The sequence below is a fragment of the Bartonella sp. AA97HXZ genome (assembly GCF_042196985.1).
In the GTDB taxonomy this organism is placed as follows: domain Bacteria; phylum Pseudomonadota; class Alphaproteobacteria; order Rhizobiales; family Rhizobiaceae; genus Bartonella.
The window spans coordinates 31,725-49,862 of record NZ_JBHIRC010000001.1; the positions used below are offsets into that span (position 1 = coordinate 31,725).

Annotated in this window: 13 protein-coding genes; 5 read left to right on the forward strand and 8 right to left on the reverse strand. The window is 34.7% G+C overall.

Translation table 11 applies throughout. The annotated features are described in order from the left end of the window. Positions 1–235: 235 nt before the first annotated feature. The 6 genes from ACFINE_RS00170 to ACFINE_RS00195 form a co-directional block, all read right to left on the reverse strand. Complete coding sequence (locus ACFINE_RS00170) at positions 236–1,510, reverse strand: M16 family metallopeptidase (RefSeq protein WP_375611135.1); 1,275 nt, start codon at positions 1,508–1,510, stop codon at positions 236–238. An 83-nt stretch (positions 1,511–1,593) separates the two neighbouring features. Beyond that, the gene (thrC, locus tag ACFINE_RS00175) at positions 1,594–2,991 is read right to left on the reverse strand and encodes a threonine synthase (protein ID WP_375611136.1); all 1,398 of its coding nucleotides are present in this window, start codon (positions 2,989–2,991) and stop codon (positions 1,594–1,596) included. Between the two features lie 636 nt (positions 2,992–3,627). Then, a complete protein-coding gene (locus ACFINE_RS00180) occupies positions 3,628–3,990 on the reverse strand; it encodes a hypothetical protein (RefSeq protein ID WP_375620660.1) in 363 nt (120 codons plus the stop codon). A gap of 208 nt (positions 3,991–4,198) precedes the next feature. After that, on the reverse strand, positions 4,199–4,564 hold the full coding sequence (locus ACFINE_RS00185; protein ID WP_375620661.1) for a hypothetical protein: 366 nt from the start codon (positions 4,562–4,564) through the stop codon (positions 4,199–4,201). A gap of 190 nt (positions 4,565–4,754) precedes the next feature. After that, complete coding sequence (locus ACFINE_RS00190; RefSeq protein ID WP_375620662.1) at positions 4,755–5,111, reverse strand: hypothetical protein; 357 nt, start codon at positions 5,109–5,111, stop codon at positions 4,755–4,757. A 1,998-nt stretch (positions 5,112–7,109) separates the two neighbouring features. Then, positions 7,110–7,805: an HAD family hydrolase gene (locus tag ACFINE_RS00195; protein WP_375620663.1), complete on the reverse strand. Its 696-nt coding sequence runs from the start codon at positions 7,803–7,805 to the stop codon at positions 7,110–7,112. A 370-nt stretch (positions 7,806–8,175) separates the two neighbouring features. Here ACFINE_RS00195 and ACFINE_RS00200 point away from each other — a divergent pair, with 370 nt between their 5' ends. Then, entirely contained in the window at positions 8,176–9,264 is a 1,089-nt protein-coding gene (locus ACFINE_RS00200) for a site-specific DNA-methyltransferase (RefSeq protein ID WP_375613050.1), read from the forward strand. Between the two features lie 757 nt (positions 9,265–10,021). Here ACFINE_RS00200 and mutY read toward each other — a convergent pair. Beyond that, entirely contained in the window at positions 10,022–11,080 is a 1,059-nt protein-coding gene (gene mutY / locus ACFINE_RS00205; RefSeq protein ID WP_375620664.1) for an A/G-specific adenine glycosylase, read from the reverse strand. A gap of 203 nt (positions 11,081–11,283) precedes the next feature. Between mutY and ACFINE_RS00210 the strand changes: the two genes are divergently transcribed. The 4 genes from ACFINE_RS00210 to ACFINE_RS00225 all read left to right on the forward strand — a co-directional run bounded on the left by ACFINE_RS00210 (position 11,284) and on the right by ACFINE_RS00225 (position 16,281). Further along, positions 11,284–11,784: a DUF721 domain-containing protein gene (locus ACFINE_RS00210; RefSeq protein ID WP_375611142.1), complete on the forward strand. Its 501-nt coding sequence runs from the start codon at positions 11,284–11,286 to the stop codon at positions 11,782–11,784. Between the two features lie 82 nt (positions 11,785–11,866). Then, complete coding sequence (locus ACFINE_RS00215; protein ID WP_375620665.1) at positions 11,867–12,523, forward strand: DsbA family protein; 657 nt, start codon at positions 11,867–11,869, stop codon at positions 12,521–12,523. 174 nt (positions 12,524–12,697) lie between these two features. Continuing rightward, positions 12,698–15,364: a pyruvate, phosphate dikinase gene (gene ppdK / locus ACFINE_RS00220; RefSeq protein WP_375611144.1), complete on the forward strand. Its 2,667-nt coding sequence runs from the start codon at positions 12,698–12,700 to the stop codon at positions 15,362–15,364. A 716-nt stretch (positions 15,365–16,080) separates the two neighbouring features. After that, the gene (locus ACFINE_RS00225) at positions 16,081–16,281 is read left to right on the forward strand and encodes a hypothetical protein (protein WP_375620666.1); all 201 of its coding nucleotides are present in this window, start codon (positions 16,081–16,083) and stop codon (positions 16,279–16,281) included. Between the two features lie 848 nt (positions 16,282–17,129). On the opposite strand, the gene ACFINE_RS00230 is transcribed toward ACFINE_RS00225, so the two are convergent. Beyond that, entirely contained in the window at positions 17,130–17,963 is an 834-nt protein-coding gene (locus tag ACFINE_RS00230) for a peptidoglycan-binding domain-containing protein (RefSeq protein ID WP_375620667.1), read from the reverse strand. Positions 17,964–18,138: the final 175 nt, after the last annotated feature.

Sequence of the window (18,138 nt, forward strand, 5' to 3'; positions counted from 1 at the left end):
ACCTGAAGCGAATGAAGTTTTATATTTTAAAAGTGCAAAGTTAAACCATGAATTTTCAGATTTCACGGATATACCTTCACTTATTAGAATCTTTATCACATGAAGTATGAATTGGGTAGTTTTGTACGCCTATTTGCCCAATATTTCCAAAACTTATTTAATGAGGAGAGCTTTTGTGGTAAATTTTATGATAAAATATGTGACGTTATTGTGATGTTGCATTGAAAAGAAGTTTTTACTTTAGCTTGTATGAAAGAGTTGACGTTAAATCATCAAAATTTATAAGGGGTCCTACAGGTCCGACAGCAGTTAGTGTTGGAGTGGAGTTTGTAAAAAGACGATGTGCTAAATCAGTTAATCTTTTAGGAGTGATGAGATTGAGGCGTTCAATTGTTTCCGATATTGGAATTGGTCGACCATAAAGGAGTATTTGGCGAGCAATGAGATGTGCTTGACTAGAGGGATTTTCCTGTGACATTGTCAGATTTGCACGATATTGCGTTTGTGCTCGTTGCAGTTCGTTGGCGTGAATATTTTTGCTGACCTTGGAAAGTTCATCAAGAATCACAGGAATAAGTTCTTTGAGCCCTTCTTGTCCGGTAGCTGCGTGAACACCAAAAAGCCCAGTATCTGAAAATCCCCAATGAAAAGCATAAATAGAATAGCATAATCCACGTTTCTCTCTTACCTCTTGAAAAAGACGTGAAGACATACCACCACCAAGAATGATTGAAAGAATTTGGGCTGCATAAAAATCACGCGCGTGATAAGCACGCCCTTCAAACCCTAGAACAACTTGTGTATCCATTAAATCGCGATATTCACGAAAGTCGCCACCGACATAATTTGCAAGATTAGTAAGAGGTGCGGTTGAATGGGAGCGAAAAGTACCAAGACGACTTTCAACTTCTCGCAAGAAACTTTCGTGCTTTACAGCTCCTGCAGCAACGACAATCATACGATCTGCACTATATTGTTTATTGATGAAATCATGGAGATCAGTAGATGTAAATGATTGAATAGTTTTAGCTGTTCCTAAAATAGAGCGTCCAAGGGATTGATGACGAAAGGCTGTTTCTGTAAAGTGATCAAAAACAATATCATCAGGAGTGTCATGGGCAGCACCAATTTCCTGAAAGATTACTTGTTTTTCTCGTTCTAGTTCATCGTCGTCAAATTTTGAATGCATTAAAATATCGGCTAAAATGTCTATAGCAAGTGGGATATCGCTTTTAAGTACACGTGCAAAGTAAGCTGTTGTTTCAATACTGGTTGTAGCATTGATTTCACCGCCAACATCTTCAATATCGGTTGCAATTTGAAAAGCAGTACGGTTTTCGGTTCCTTTAAAAGCCATATGCTCAAGAAGATGAGCAATACCATGCTGTGTGGAGGTTTCATTGCGTGAGCCCACTTTAACCCATATTCCGAGAGCAACACTATCAATTTGTTGCATTGTATGTGTGGCGATAGTCAAACCATTACTAAGGCGACATATATCTACATCCATGTATCTACAACTCCATTAAATAAGCTAAACACCTCATTGTAAGGGTATCAGAATATTCTTGATTTAAATTAATGCAGCTAACTTTAATAAGATGCACGCGATTTTAAAGAAATATAATCTTTTACTATTTTTTCATCATTAGCAAGATTTATAAAATGTTCTTCGTGTTTCATTACATCATTGAGATGAGATGGCCATGGAGCATGAAGGCCACAAGCGCTTTTAATAGTATCAGGAAATTTAGCTGGATGAGCCGTGGCAAGAACGATCATTGGAATATGCGGTTTTTTGTTTTCACGCGCTACTTGAAGAGCGACCGCTGTATGTGGATCAACAAGATAGCCACTTTCCTTATAGACACTATCAATTGTTTGAGCTGTTGCAGCCATGTTGCTTTTTCCAGCGGAAAATAGGGAACGAATATTTTTGAGTTGCTTTTCATCAAGAGTAAAGAGCCCCGTTTTTTTCAAGTTTTCCATTGCATTGCGAATCCACATTGGATCACGATTGCCACTTTCAAAGAGCAAACGTTCAAAATTAGAAGAGACCTGAATATCCATAGAAGGTGATGTTGTATGGACTATTGGTTGTGTTTCGTAAGTACCACTGGTCAATGTACGTACAAGGATGTCGTTATCATTCGTTGCGATGACCAGTTGAGCAATGGGTAATCCCATACGGGCTGCGACATAACCTGCAAAAATATCACCAAAATTTCCAGTAGGAACAGTAAATGAAACAGCTCTATCAGGTGCTCCTAAAGAAAGTGCAGATGAAAAATAGTAAACAATTTGCGCCATGATACGCGCCCAATTTATAGAATTAACACCTGAAAGTGCTCTTTTTTTACGAAAATTGTGGTCATTAAACATTGCTTTGACAAGAGCTTGGCAATCATCAAAATTTCCTTCAATGGCAATGGCATGAACATTGGAACAATGATTGGTTGTCATTTGCCGTTGTTGAACAGGCGATACACGTCCTTTAGGAAATAAAATAAAAATATCTGAGTGTTCTTTTCCAGCAAAAGCTTGTATCGCAGCTCCTCCTGTATCACCTGATGTTGCAGCAATAATCGTTGCACATCTATTTTTTTCAGTCAAAACATAATCCATCAGTCGAGAAAGAAACTGCATTGCTACATCTTTAAAAGCTAAAGTAGGACCATGAAAGAGTTCAAGGATAAATTCATCTGCTCCAGTTTGTCGTAACGGACAGATTGCTGGATGGTGAAAGGTTGCATAAGATTCAGCGATCATATTTTCAAAAGCTGTATATTCGATTTCGTTATTCACAAAGGGCCACAGAATAGTTTTAGCAATTGTTGTATAGGACTGACCACGAAGTGCTCGTAACGCATCAAATGATAGCTGAGGAAATTTATCTGGCAAATAAAGTCCCCCATCACTTGCCAACCCTGTCATGATTGTTTCCGTAAAGCTTAAAGCAGGAGCTTCACCTCTCGTGCTGATATATTCCATAAGTCTTATCCTTTTTTTTATTTCTGGCAAATTGGTGAAGTTATTTATTTCACGTTTTTCATAATATTTAAATTATTAAATGGATAGAGCTTCTTTTCTTCTTTTTAACTCAATAATGAAAGGAAATAGCCTTAAGCATTTTTATTTTTGAGATATAAACGCCAAATGTTCACAGAAAATCTGTTACAGTCAAAAATTTCTCTCTATTATTCATTCACTTAGATTTTAAAACGTATCTTCACTTGTACACCTTCTTAAATAATAAAATTAAATAGATAGAATAGTATTTACTGAAGAACTTTGTATAAAAATCAATCATTGATAGTTATTTTATGCTCTTAATACTCTGTAACAATTAAATCTGCTAAACGAAATGTTAAAATGATACATCTCATGACTCACATTGGAAGATTTATAAGGTAATTTTATGGCATTTCGTGCGCAAATCTATACTTTGAATAATCTTTTTTAGCTTAATTTATTACTTTGTATAATAATAGATATTATATTTGTGCTATACAGTATGGTAACCTAAAGGTTATCCATAGAAAACATACAACAGCCTGCTAAATGATGGGAAGCAGGCTGTAAAGTATTTTCATTTTAAATAGAAAAAAATAACTAAGTATCTTTGAATTATTTGCCTTTAATTTTTCCTATTGCCCATCCGATTATCCCACTAAATATGGCCATAACAGATCCAGTCAAGAATCCAAAACCCAAAGCTCCTACTGTAGAAAAAACTCCTAGCGTAATTGGTTCAAACACTTTCTCAAATTTTCCTTCAAAGGCAGATTCACTTTTTGCTCTATGAGTGAAACTTGGGACATAAAGAGCAGCTATATCGATAGCTTTTTTCTTTCCTTGTTCTATTAGAGAGACAGTTTCCCATTGAGTATCATTTTTCAAATGATTGGCATGAACATTTATAACTTGTGAAAGCAAAAAAGCAACTGCTATAAAAATATTTAATACGTAAGTTTTCAATACTTTAATCATAGTTTACCACCAATACTTTTATTTTAACCTGAATTGAATAGATGCATCGGCAGAATTAGTGCACATTGAGAGAAACAGAAGCATTTAAAGCTTTTTTCACTCTTAGTGTGATAATTCATTAGTTTTATCATCAACAATGGATAAACACAGAATATGTTCATAGTTTATATTTCATATGAGAAGGTCTTATTCTGATGAAATTTCAATTTTAACGAGATTTAAAATACAATATTATTTTACTTATTATCCATCCTAAAAACATGCCTATCGTACTTGATGCATATCCAAGTGCCATCCCCATACCAAAAGCCCCGAGTGTAAGAGGTTCAACAACCTTTTCAAATTTTCCTTCGACGGTAATTTCATTTTCCATACGACGATTTAGATTTTGTGTATAGAGAGCAATCGTACTGATTGCATCCTTTCTGTTCTGTTCTGTTACAGAAATAAAAATATTCTCACGATGAATATTGTTTTGCAAATAGTTGGCATGTACACTTACAGTCTGTGAAATGTAAAAAACAGATATCATAGAAATAATTAACATATTATTGTTAAAAAAATTAATCATCATTTACCTCAAATAATTTATAGTATTCAATATATATATGTATGTATATAAATTATACTTTGGATTTTTGGATGTAATTTACAGAATTTATAGTTATAGTAAGAGAAATAGAAGCTTCATTATGTAATAAATTTATAATAATTAATAATAACATAATGAAGCTATGTATTCTATATTTCTACAATAGATTGAATTACTTGAACATCAATACTATGTCATTTATCCAATTTATTATCGATCCTATAAAACTTATTGCATATCCAGCGTACAATAGTCCCCCTCTTACAGTCATAGGCTCAAAGACCTTTTCTAATTTTCCTTCACCTATTGTTCCATGTTCTGTTTGATAATTTACAGACGGAGCATAGAAAGCAGTCGTAGAAACTACATCGGATTTCGCATATTTTACTTGTTCCATTGGGAAAACAGAAAGTTCCTCTTTTGGAGTATCGTTTTTCAAATAGTTTGCATTAACATTTACAGTTTGTGAAATAAAAAAAGTGCTCGCTATAAAAATGCTTAAAATATAATTTTTAAATATTTTTACCATAACTTTACCTCAAATATTTTTAATTTATATATGTAAGAAATATACATAATGTTTATGTATCTCACACTATATACAAGTCATATAGTTCAATATGTATTTTTAGTCAATAATAAAAATACATATAAAAATATACCTATAATTTTTTTACAAACATTATTGTAAAAAAGTAACAGTAATAATTACAAATTATATTTTTAAAAACTTTATAGAATATTTTATTATGTGTTATATATAAAACAGCATATGGTTATCGTATAATTTTTATAAAACGATATTAATATATTTTTTAAATACATTAATAGATAATAAAATTGATCAAAATTTTTACATATTTAATATATAAAAATTTATTTATTATCGATAGTATAATAGAAAACATGAAAATTATGATTTAGTTATAAAAATATTATTAACAATTAAAATATGAATGGATACGATAAAATTTTATTATTTATAGTATTTATTATAGATAGTCATTATTGTATAATGTGTGTTATATAGATATTATTTAAGTTATTATTCAATGGTTATTTAATTGCATTGTGATAGCAGAATAATACTTCTTAATTTACTATTAAATATATACATTTATCTTATAGATAATAATATGTTATAGATACTAAAAAATGTACAATTTTCTCATAGTGTAAAGTAGAGCTCGAATTGGATAGAGATAAATGATATTATCTTTTTATCGCTAATGTGAACGGCATATTACTATGATGCAAGGCAGTGTATAGAAGAATATAATTTAGACATATTTATGAGTGCCGAAAGATCAGCATTAGATAATATTTTCAACACTTTCTTTTTTCCAAACTGAAAAGCCGCTTTTATTTTTAGAAAGTGGATTACTTTTGAAAAGATCTGATTTCATTGCTTATTTAAAAAGTATATTAAATGCTTTCGGAAAATTTTAAGCAACTATTGGTATCTCTGTCGCTTGTTTAACATGATTATATGTTTCATATTTATGTGCTTTTTTAAAGAAACCGTTTTCAAGGTACTCAAGCCTATTTTGCAATGATAGATATGATGATAAAGCCCCCATAATATAAAATTCTTAGGGCATCAGAATTTTTGACGTTTATAAAGAAGAAAGATGGTATTGGCATACACTTTTCTCGCTCCTAATGTTGCTACAATTTTTGCCTTTTAAGATGATTCATTAAAAGGCATTTTTATTTCTTTATTTATTTAATTCAACATATCCAGATTTGAAATGAGAGAATTTTACAATATTCGGTTTTTTTGCTTAATTTGAATAATGATAAATTATGATTATAAATCAATATATTGTCTGTAAATTACTTGGTATGAAATGTTTTTGATAAAAGGTACATCTTCATAAGAGTGTATTCTTTTTGTTTTTTGTAATCTTAGGGAGGTTGTACCAATTGATGCTGTTAAAATACTATTTAAGCAGCAAAGTAAATAAGCCTTCAACAAGTTTATGAGATTTGGATTGAGTAAATATAAGCCTTTGTAACTCAACAAGGACGCATTTGTCATTTTCAATAAAGTCTTGTATTCTATAGAATACGTGAATTTTAATATTGTTTTCCATGATCAATATGCGCATCCCCTACAATTTTACCATAGTGTGTGATTTTTTTGATCAGATGAAAGAGGTTATCAATTTTCACATCTTATCGAGCAAGGCATCGTAATATTCCTTTGTTTGACAAATATAATAATTTATCAGGATAGGCTGCTGTGGTTGGGAGTGGGATATCGGATTTGAGATAGATAAGCAGGGTTTAATTTTTATGAGTTTGTACCCCTGTTTTTTGCTTTTTTAAAAGCACGTACAATGGTTAACTGACTTATGATCTCAATGAGGTGCTATATTTTTCCTTCACATTGAGATGCAATTCACCCGTGTCGTGAATTACGCATTTATTGAAGTTATTATAAAAGGAGCAGCGAGAAGAGAAGGACATTTGAATAAAAATACTTCTTACAATAGTTTACAAATTGATATATTCAAGAGATTTTTTATAATAGATCTCGCCATACTGCCATTGCTTCTAAGACTTCTCCTAAATGAGCATGTTTTGCAATAACTGTTTCTGCACCAGCTTCTGCAAGTGCATTAGAGTGGCCAAGATAGCTATGTGATCCTCCCGTAAAGCCGATGACACGCATGCCTGCTGCTATGGCTGCGTGTACACCATGAAGTGAATCTTCTATAACGATAGTGTTTTGGGGCTCTGCCTGTAATTGTTGTGCGGCAAAAAGAAAAACATCAGGGGCCGGTTTCGTTCTTTTTGTTCCAACTTCAGGTGCTGAAAATATTTTACCTTCAAAAAGGTCATAGAGGTCAACCGTGGTGAGCATCTCTTTTATATCTACGCTTTTTGCATTAGAGCAGATACAGTAGGGATAGCGTGTTTGGATAATTTCTACAGCTTCTCTTACATCATCAATAGCCCGTAATTTAGTTTTTATTTGTGTACGAAAAATATTAGTCATTTGATCTATGAGATGAGCAGAAATAGGTTTTTCTGTTTCCTGTTCAACGTGTTTAAGAATATCGCGAAAGATAAGCCCTGCAAAACGCTCACTCAATTCTTCGGGTGATATTTCATATCCTGTTTGTTTGAGCAATTGAGATCCAATTTTTGCTGCAAGATATTCAGAATCGACGAGAACTCCGTCACAATCAAAAATAATAAGATCTATCTGAGGCATAAGATATTCCTTTACATGTTACGAGATGGACAACTTTCATGAAAACGATATTGAGAAGATCTTATTTCATAAAAATACGCTTTGAAAATGATTCTTAATTCTTTTACGAAATAAAAGATATGGGAACAGTACATTGAAAAAAAGAAAATTAAGGTTTCATTCATATGAAAGTTTTTTTACTAAAAAAACAAAAACAATTATCAATTTTGTAGAACTTTAACGATACGTTTACGCTATTTTGTAAATATAGATTGGTAATGCGGGCCTATAAACTATTTTGGTTGATTATAGGGCAAATTCAGTTAATTTTGTTGGGTTTTTCATGACAGTTATTCAGCTTCAAAAAGATTTCCTTCGTACTCCCTCACAAATGCCATGGCGCAATAAAATTTTTAAAGGAGATTGTGTTTCCGTTTTAGAAAAACTTCCAAAACATTCTGTTGATATGATTTTTGCGGATCCACCCTATAATTTGCAATTGGATGGAGCTTTATACCGTCCAGATCATTCGCTTGTTGATGCGGTTGATGATGCATGGGATCAGTTTGAGAGTTTTGCTGCTTATGATGCTTTTACTCGTGCATGGTTGCTTGCTTGTCGTCGTGTATTAAAACCCAACGGAACACTTTGGGTTATCGGATCTTACCATAATATTTTTCGGGTTGGGACGGCATTACAAGATTTAGGTTTTTGGATGCTTAATGATATTATTTGGCGCAAGAATAATCCGATGCCTAATTTTCGAGGGCGCCGTTTTCAAAATGCTCATGAGACGCTTATTTGGGCCGTGCGAGATCAAAAAGATAAAAAGTACACATTTAATTATGATGCCTTAAAAGCGGCAAATGAAGATCTACAAATGCGTTCAGATTGGCTTTTCCCTCTCTGCACTGGAGCTGAACGTTTAAAGGATGATTCGGGGCGTAAATTACATCCAACACAAAAACCGCAAGCGTTATTAGCGCGTATTATTATGGCTTCTAGTAAACCTGGTGATGTTATTCTCGATCCGTTTTTTGGTTCGGGAACAACAGGTGCTGTTGCCAAGCTTTTAGGGCGTGATTTTGTTGGAATTGAACGCGAGCAAGATTACATCGATGCAGCATGTGAGAGAATCGCGGCGGTTCAACCTTTAGCGCAACCAGAACTAGCGATTTTGGATAGAAAAAAAGCAGAACCGCGCGTAGCATTCAACAGTTTGCTTGAAGCAGGTTTACTCTATCCTGGAGAAGTTCTGTATGATCGTAAGAAGCAAGTATCTGCTATTGTAAGAGCTGATGGTACGATTATGCATGGTGGTGAAGCGGGCTCAATTCACGCAATGGGAAGAAAGGCTCAAGATTCGCAGAGTTGTAATGGTTGGACCTTTTGGTATTATGAGGAAAATGGACGGTTGAAGTCCATAGATCATTTAAGAATGATCATACGTTCACAAATGTTAAAAACGGGTGTTTTATGAACTAAGCTGATCGCTTCATTCTATTGACCACCAATGTACCTGATCTTGATTGAGATGGACGTGAGGGCGTTTTATGCCTTTATTAGATGTTTTTTATTGACACACTAATCTCGCTTGTAAGCGACAAGCGAGTATTTTTATGCTTCTTTTAGAAGAAATTAAAATGAGAAATTTTCACTCTATGTTCTCGTTTTAGTTGCAAAACAGTAAAATTTCAATATAAGCTTATAAAAATGAAATATCAGAATTAAAAGGTTCATTCAGAAGTTCAAAATTAAGTGCTTTTTTGAATACGTACATCTGTAAAGTGCAATATAATATATTGATTATAAATATAATTTAGCGCAACTCATATCGAATTGCCCTCGGAATATCGTCAAGTTTTCTTATTTCAAATTTGTTCCATATTGAATCGATGAAAATTACTTTCTTGCATGTCATAAACGGGGTTGGCGTGTGAATAAAAATTGTTAACGAAAGAACTAAAAGTACCTCTTATAATCCGTTTCACGTACCAAGGGATGTTGAGGGGGCTGGTAAATATAACGATGGTGCTAACTTGCTCCGTCATAAGCGAAAAAAGGATAGATCCTGAAATTTAAATCTAAAGCTTCTAAGCGTTTCTATCCCTCCTTAATTTTTGTCTGTAGAAAAAATTGGTTATTTCATTTTTTAAAATTTTTCTTTTACAGATTAGTAAATGATCGCTAGAGATACAAAAGTCTCCATTAGAAAACATTTTTATGAATAGGGAAGGTTATTTAAATCTAAAAGAATTGGGAAGTGCTACGGAAATGGCTTTTTTCATAACAGTAGGTAATGCTTCTTCGGCAAGATGTTGAATGTTACACCACCAACCATTTTCACAATTCATTTCATGAACATCTTCGGTATAGTAAACATCAAGTTTTAGAGAAAAGTGAGTAAAAACATGCGTAATTTGTCCTTTGAATTGCCAATTGGCAGTAAAGGGTGCGTTTTGTAGCCCATTTTCGTTGTTTATGCCAATATTGTTAGGAATTTGGGTCATTCCACCAAGGAGCTTTTGCGTCTGTCGTTTTTCCAAATAAATTTGTTTCTTTTTATTAAGGACCACAAAAGCAATACCTGTTTTTGAAGGGCGTTCTTTTTTAGGGGCTTTAACTGGAAAAGACTCCGGTTGTTGCATCTTTTCTGCTTTGCATAAACATTGAAGAGGGCAGGTATAACAAGATGGTTTGCGTGGAGTACAAATTGTTGCTCCCAAATCCATCATTGCTTGAGCAAAGTCACCAGGACGATTTAAAGCAGTAATTTTTTGTGTTTTTTCTTTAATTTCAACTTTTGCTTTTTGCAGTATTGAAGTGATAGCAAAAAGTCGCGCTACCACACGTTCGACATTACCATCAACCACTGCTACAGGGTGGTTAAAAGCAATCGCAGCAATGGCTGCGGCAGTATAATCTCCAATACCGGCTAGAGTTCGCAATTCTTTTACAGATTGTGGAAATTGTCCCGCGTAGTTTTCAACAAGCTGTCGCGCACATTTTTTAAGATTACGTGCGCGTGAATAATAACCAAGTCCAGCCCATGCTTTCATGATATCATCTTGGGAGGCTTTTGCTAAAGAGGAAAGATCAGGCCATAGTTTTAGAAACTTTTTAAAATAAGGCTTAACTGTTTCAACGGTTGTTTGTTGAAGCATGATTTCAGAAAGCCAAACTTGATAAGGATCAGGACGGATACCTTGTTTTTGCTTTTCGGGGGTAATCCGCCATGGAAGATGTCTGTGATTTTGATCGTACCAAGCAAGGAGGTGCGAAGAAATTTCATACATGATTGCTTTCAAGCATAGGGAGATATAAAATGCAAAAGAAAAAATTATTTATTTTGTAATTCATGTTTTTTGCTCTTTTATTGTCAAGGCTCTGGTGAGAAAAGGCTTTTTATTTTGTTGATATTTCATAAATTGAGGAGGCAACAATTTTTAGATGAAACAAATGATTTTAATTTAGTAAGCGCTTGAACAATGATCTAAAAATGAGAAAACAACTTAAAAAACGTATCTTTTATTCTCTTTCTGAGGCGGTATACAAAATACTTGATCCAGTTTTACGCAAACGGACAGGGCTTAATGTAGCGCTTATAGAACATTGGCCACAGATTGCAGGCTATGATATCAGTGAACATACAATGCCGCTTAAAATTATTTGGAAACGTCGTGCAGATCAAGATGAAGTTTTTCAGCCAGCAACACTTGTTGTCGCATGTGAAGGATTTGCTGCGTTAAAATTGATGCATGAAACAGAGGAATTACTTCATAGAATTAACGGATTTTTTGGCTATATTGCTATTGATCGCATCAAGATTGAGCAAAGGAGTATGTCGGTTTTTATGAATCACTTGCCTCTAAAACCGCCTTTGAGTGAACAAGACAAAAAATACGTGGAAAAAATGCTTGAAGGAATTGAAGATAAAAGTTTGCACCAAGCACTTTACCAACTTGGCTGTTGCATTTTTTTGGAAAAAAATAATAAATAGAAAGATATTTTATATATTTTTCTTTAATATATGAGAAAGCATTGGATTCCTATTCGTTAATAACAACAGAAAAGTATTATTTATGGTAAAATATCGTTCTTTTTTATCTTTCGGGATAATTTTTCTCTTCATAACGATTGTACAAAACAGTGTAACAGTTGCTTTAGCGCGTGATCCCAAATCAGTGGCAACTGTTGATATGGCAGAGCTTCTCCAATCGGGTAAGGTAAAGGATCGCTTTGAGGGAGAGGCGGATGCACCAGTCGTCATTGTTGAGTATGCTTCGTTGACATGTACCCATTGTGCGCATTTTTATAATGATATACTTCCCCAAATTCGTAAAAAATATATCAAAACAGGAAAAGTAAAACTTATTTTCCGAGAATATGCTTTTGATCCTCGGGCAACAGCAGGTTTTATGTTGGCACGGTGTGCACCGGAAGATCGCTATTTTCCTTTGATAGAAGTTTTATTTCAAAAACAAAATGAATGGGCTTTCGGAAAAAATGCTCTAACACCATTGAAGAAAATTGGCTTAATGGCTGGTTTTACAGATGAAAGTTTTACTGCGTGTTTGAAAAATCAGTCCATTTTAGATGAAGTAAATGCATCTTTTGAACGCGGTAAAGAGCTTGGTGTCACAGCAACACCTACTTTCTTTATTAATGGTAGTAAATATGAAGGTGCCATGAAAGTAGAAGAATTTTTTGCGGTGATTGATAGTTTTCTAAAAAACTGAATCTTAATCTTCCAGAAGATGGATAGTGATACTTTTGGTCATTATCTCTTTTGGAAGGATTAATATTATGCATTTATGAAGCGATATCGTTGAGCCAAATTTGAATCAAATCATTGCTTTTAAGTGAGCCTGGGTTGAATGATGTTTTGAAGCTGATATGGGAGGATTTGTACAGTGAAAAAATGGGTTTATAGTTTTGGAGATGGAAAGGCAGAAGGAAGTGCAAGTGAGCGTAACCTTCTCGGAGGTAAAGGGGCTAATTTGGCAGAAATGAGTAATCTTGGTTTGCCCGTACCACCCGGATTTACGCTGACAACAGAAGTTTGTAATTTTTATTATGCCCATGACAAATCATATCCAGAAGAGCTACAGGAATCTGTTAAGCAAGCACTAAGATACGTTGCTGAACAAACAGGACGTGAATTTGGGAATGAACAAAGACCACTTTTGCTGTCTGTTCGTTCAGGGGCTAGGGCTTCTATGCCAGGGATGATGGATACAGTGCTGAACCTTGGCATGAATGATAAAACTGTAAAAGCAATTGCTTTACAAGCCAATAATGAACGTTTTGCTTATGATAGTTATCGGCGTTTTATCCAAATGTATTCTAACGTTGTTTTGGGGCTAGACCATTCGTATTTTGAAGAGATTCTTGATGAAGTAAAAGCATGCAATGGTTACACTATTGATACAGAAATGACAGCAGATGATTGGAAGAATGTTATTATTTCTTATAAAGCCTATGTTGAAGAAAAATTAGGAACCCCTTTTCCACAAGATCCTGAACAACAGTTATGGGGGGCGATTGGAGCCGTTTTTTCAAGTTGGATGACAGCACGTGCAGTTACTTATCGCCGTTTACATAGCATTCCTGAAAGTTGGGGAACGGCAGTTAATGTGCAAGCTATGGTTTTTGGTAACATGGGAGAAGATTCGGCAACGGGCGTTGCTTTTACACGCAATCCATCGACAGGGAAAAAAGAACTTTATGGTGAGTTTTTAGTTAATGCGCAAGGGGAAGATGTTGTGGCGGGCATTCGAACACCTCAAAATATTACAGAAAATGCGCGTATTGTTGCTGGTTCAAATAGACCGTCGTTAGAAAAAATTATGCCTGAGGCTTTTTTGAAATTATGTCAGATTGCGCAGAATCTTGAGCAGCATTATCGGGATATGCAAGATCTCGAATTTACCATTGAAAAAGGTAAATTATGGATGCTTCAGACTCGTTCAGGAAAACGCACGGCTCGTGCGGCTCTCAAGATGGCAATTGAAATGGTTGAGGAGGGGTTAATAAACCGTGAAGAGGCTGTGATGCGTATTGATGCAAAGTCGCTTGACCAACTTTTGCATCCAACACTTGATCCCAAAGCAGAACGTTTTGTTATAGGACGTGGTTTACCTGCTTCTCCTGGAGCCGCAACTGGTGAAATTGTTTTTACTTCAGAAGAGGCAGAAACTGTGTCGGCGGAAGGTCGCAAAGTTATTTTGGTCCGGGTAGAAACAAGCCCAGAAGATATTCATGGTATGCATGCTGCAGAAGGAATTTTAACAACGCGTGGAGGTATGACAAGTCACGCTGCTGTTGTTGCGCGGGGGATGGGAAAACCATGTATTTCTGGTGCTGGCAGTGTGCGGATTGATTATAACACAAATACGTTGTTTGCCTCAGGAGAAAGCCTAAAAAAAGGTGATGTTATCACAATTGATGGTGGAAGTGGAGAAATTTTCAAAGGGAAAGTTGCAATGTTGCAGCCTCAGCTTTGCGGAGACTTTGCAAAATTAATGGAATGGGCTGATGGGATGCGACGTATAAGAGTTCGCGCTAATGCTGATACACCATCTGATGCCCGTATGGGGCGCTCTTTTGGGGCTGAAGGTATAGGTCTTTGCCGTACGGAGCATATGTTTTTTTCTGATGAACGTATCGTTGCCATGCGTGAAATGATTTTAAGTCATGATGAAAGTGGTCGTCGTAAAGCACTAGATAAGCTTTTGCCAATGCAGCGTTCAGATTTTAGTGAATTATTTGAAATTATGTGTGGTTTACCTGTTACTATCCGCTTGCTAGATCCACCATTACATGAATTTTTGCCTAAAACGAAAGCAGAAATTCTTGATGTTGCAACAGCTATGGGGGTTTCTGCTGAAGTGCTTGCTGAACGCACTCAGCAGTTGCACGAATTTAATCCTATGCTTGGATTACGAGGATGCCGTTTAGCTATTACTTATCCTGAAATTGCAGAAATGCAAGCGCGGGCGATTTTTGAAGCAGCAGCAGAAGCTGCCCAAAAATCTGGATCTCCTGTTATGCTTGAAATTATGGTGCCACTGGTTGCGCTTAAATCTGAACTCGATTTTGTGAAAGCGCGTATTGATCAGGTTGCTGAGGAAGTGATGAAAGAAAAGGGAAGCACTATTCAATATATGGTTGGGACGATGATTGAACTTCCAAGAGCGGCGCTTCGAGCAGATGAAATTGCTGAAACTGCTGAATTTTTTTCATTTGGAACAAACGATTTGACACAAACTACTTTTGGGATTTCCCGTGATGATGCAGCTCCTTTTTTGGCAACCTATTTTCAAAAAGGTCTTTTAGAGCAAGATCCTTTTGTGTCTATTGACCGTGATGGAGTAGGGGAACTTATTACCATTGCTGCACAGCGTGGACGCTCAAAGCGTGCAAAAATAAAATTGGGAATTTGCGGTGAACATGGAGGCGATCCTGCCTCTATTGCTTTATGCGAAGAAAATAACCTAGATTATGTTTCGTGTTCTCCTTTTCGAGTGCCAATTGCTCGTTTAGCAGCAGCTCAGGCTGCAATAGCAAAAAGGATGTAATGGGTTAATATTTTTTGTTGTATCGTTATTACTGAAATAAATTTTTATATATTCTTTTATTTTCTTTAATAAAGGGAATAAAAATGCTTCTAAAATGCACGATAAGTTGTGTTACGCGAGAAAGTGTTTTTTTAGAGGTTTATGAGAGAAAATATAAAGCACAGGATAGACAAAGATGTATTATTAATGCACTTTTTATTGGCGAACCTCTTGATAGAGAGAAACGTGTTATTGTGCAGTCAATTTACGCGTTTGCTTTTTTATAGGGGAATGAGCTCCTCACGCAAAATAGAATGCTGCAAACAAATGCATTTTTTTGCGCATCATGCTGTTTGAGATAGACATTTCTCAGTGATGCCCCATTTCACATTGATATTCGTGGAATGGGGATTATGTAAAACTCCCCGTAAGTTTATAAAAATCTTCCCAAAATTTATAAACTCCATTATGCACTCCCATCTTTACATTTATAAAGGAATATCAAAGTTACACAATCTATTGATTTATAAAGATAATTTTTTATTTCTCATATTGAATGAAAGCTGTAAATATCATAAGATCTTCTTATTTCGACTTCTTTTATAATGAATCAATCAAAACCATGTTTTTTGTATGTTACAGGCGGGATGAGCGTCTGTAGGTAAAAAAATAAAGCAAGGATATGCCTCTTATGAAACGTCTCAAGTGAGAGCTATCACAAATTGAAGGTAGGTACAGTGTGTAATGGTGCCGGCTTGCTTCTTCACAAGCGTAAAGATGATGTACGCTGTCGCGCAGTTGTTGTGGGGGGGGGGCCTGCTATTATTATTCACGGGCGTTGTTGCAAAGTGGTTTTGGGTGCTTTAGAGATGTTTTTTAAGAAAGCCCGTGAATGGCAATCCAAGTATATTCCGTTTGGGACATTTTGTTTTAGGTGAGGGGGAGTGAGACCAAAAAGACATGTGATAAAGTAAGAGCATGAGGCAATAGGTAATTTCCGTTATTTTAAAGATATTGCTTTAGATGTCTTTGAAAGGCGTAAAGCTGAATTAAAAGGAAATGGCAAAGATGAAAAATGGTGTTTACCTTAAAATTTCATATTCTTCCCAAATTAGGCTGTTTTCCTGTTTTAAGAGATTATACAAACAGAGATGCGCAATATTCTTGCCTCCATTTGGCATATAAAAGCTATAACAGCTGAGAGAAGTACTAAACTGTCTTAACATTTTTTTCAAACATACTGCTGCGGTAAGTTTGGATGTTGATTTATAGACAATACTAAACGCACACGCTCTCTTAAGAAGACAATGTCATAAAACACATAACTTTCCAGCAATAGATTAGAGAGAAGTGCCGGTTTTTTATCAGACACTTTGCAAAACAACAACCATAACACAATTAGCTTTACGTCTACTTATCCTTACAGGTGTTTGCACAAATTCTTTGCATCATATTTATAAAGATCAAATTGACGATAATATATGGACAATTCGTGGTTCGATAATATGAAAGGTTTACGTGATACTACAAAAATTTCGTGTCCTTTTATCATCAGAGGCAATAAAAATGCTAGAACAAGCGCGTTTGCTATTTTGCAATATTCTTTTTTCTGCAATCGGTTGTGGTTTTTTTGAAGCAAATTATACGGCTCAATATGTAATGTGTAAGAAAACCATTCTGATTGATTGAAAATAAGAGGGCTTGAGATGAAGGAATGTTTGAGGGGAGCATTAAACAAACGAAAGATGAATTATCATTATAAATTAAGAGATTATTATGATTAGCTTCAATTTAATAAACCAATTTCACGCATTTTCATTAAAATTGTGTGATTAATTTTACCTGTTACAGGAAGATCAAATATTTTTTGAAACTGTTTTAAGGCTTCTATCGTCTTTTGATCTTCTATTCCTGTGACAATAACCTCCTCATTCCCAAAAATATGTAAAGCTTTTTGCACTTGTATAATATCTTCAACAGAAGGCTCTAAAATAGCTTCTTTTAAGTGTGTCATATTTTTTGTATTGTTTGTTTCTATTTCGCTTTGCTTAATTAATATCGCGATTTCATCTGCTGCGGGATTAGATAGAACATTCTTTTGCATTCTCTGAGCAGTTTGCTGTTTCCATAAAGTGATGGCTCGGCGTGTTTTAGGTCCTTCCAGTCCATCTAATGGTCCATCATAAAGTCCTAATTTTGCTAGTTCTTTTTGCTTTTCCAGCATGCTTGCTGATTGAGAGGGTAAAGATGAATTTGTGTACTTATGACTTTGAGAATGTACAGAAGTTACACGGGAGAGTTCTTGTGATTTTTCTTCTTTTTCCGATAAAGTAGAGCTCTTACCTATACTTTGAACAGAGGAAAATTTCATTTGAGTTAAAATATTTTGATGCGTTGTCATTTGCGAAAATAAAGCATTAAATGAAATAAATAAAAAACTAATGCTAAAAAGAAAAGATCCAACAAAAAATAAAGTATTTTTTCGTGTATAGAAATAAATAGTTTTTGCACTCCAAAAAATAAAATGAAAAATTATAAGAAGAAGTGTTATAACAATACTACTATAGTATTTACGGTGTTTTACAGTTTTTTTTCGGTAGGTCTTTCGTTTTGTTGCCATTACTTTTTTTTCAGTTGCGTTTATTTTTTACAAAGAAACAAATATAAATTAGGAAATGAATATGAATCAGTTTTTACTTCCAGCCAGAGAGAAGTGCATTGACATTATTGATTTTTCCTTTCAAACTCCTAGAATGAGCAGCTTCATTATATCAATTTATAAGTTGATAAATCAA

Bases quoted from the DNA above. Each gene is read 5' to 3' on its own strand.
- ACFINE_RS00170 (WP_375611135.1), bottom strand. From the start codon at position 1,510: ATGGATGTAGATATATGTCGCCTTAGTAATGGTTTGACTATCGCCACA.
- thrC (WP_375611136.1), bottom strand. From the start codon at position 2,991: ATGGAATATATCAGCACGAGAGGTGAAGCTCCTGCTTTAAGCTTTACG.
- ACFINE_RS00180 (WP_375620660.1), bottom strand. From the start codon at position 3,990: ATGATTAAAGTATTGAAAACTTACGTATTAAATATTTTTATAGCAGTT.
- ACFINE_RS00185 (WP_375620661.1), bottom strand. From the start codon at position 4,564: ATGATGATTAATTTTTTTAACAATAATATGTTAATTATTTCTATGATA.
- ACFINE_RS00190 (WP_375620662.1), bottom strand. From the start codon at position 5,111: ATGGTAAAAATATTTAAAAATTATATTTTAAGCATTTTTATAGCGAGC.
- ACFINE_RS00195 (WP_375620663.1), bottom strand. From the start codon at position 7,805: ATGCCTCAGATAGATCTTATTATTTTTGATTGTGACGGAGTTCTCGTC.
- ACFINE_RS00200 (WP_375613050.1), top strand. From the start codon at position 8,176: ATGCCATGGCGCAATAAAATTTTTAAAGGAGATTGTGTTTCCGTTTTA.
- mutY (WP_375620664.1), bottom strand. From the start codon at position 11,080: ATGTATGAAATTTCTTCGCACCTCCTTGCTTGGTACGATCAAAATCAC.
- ACFINE_RS00210 (WP_375611142.1), top strand. From the start codon at position 11,284: ATGAGAAAACAACTTAAAAAACGTATCTTTTATTCTCTTTCTGAGGCG.
- ACFINE_RS00215 (WP_375620665.1), top strand. From the start codon at position 11,867: ATGGTAAAATATCGTTCTTTTTTATCTTTCGGGATAATTTTTCTCTTC.
- ACFINE_RS00230 (WP_375620667.1), bottom strand. From the start codon at position 17,963: ATGGCAACAAAACGAAAGACCTACCGAAAAAAAACTGTAAAACACCGT.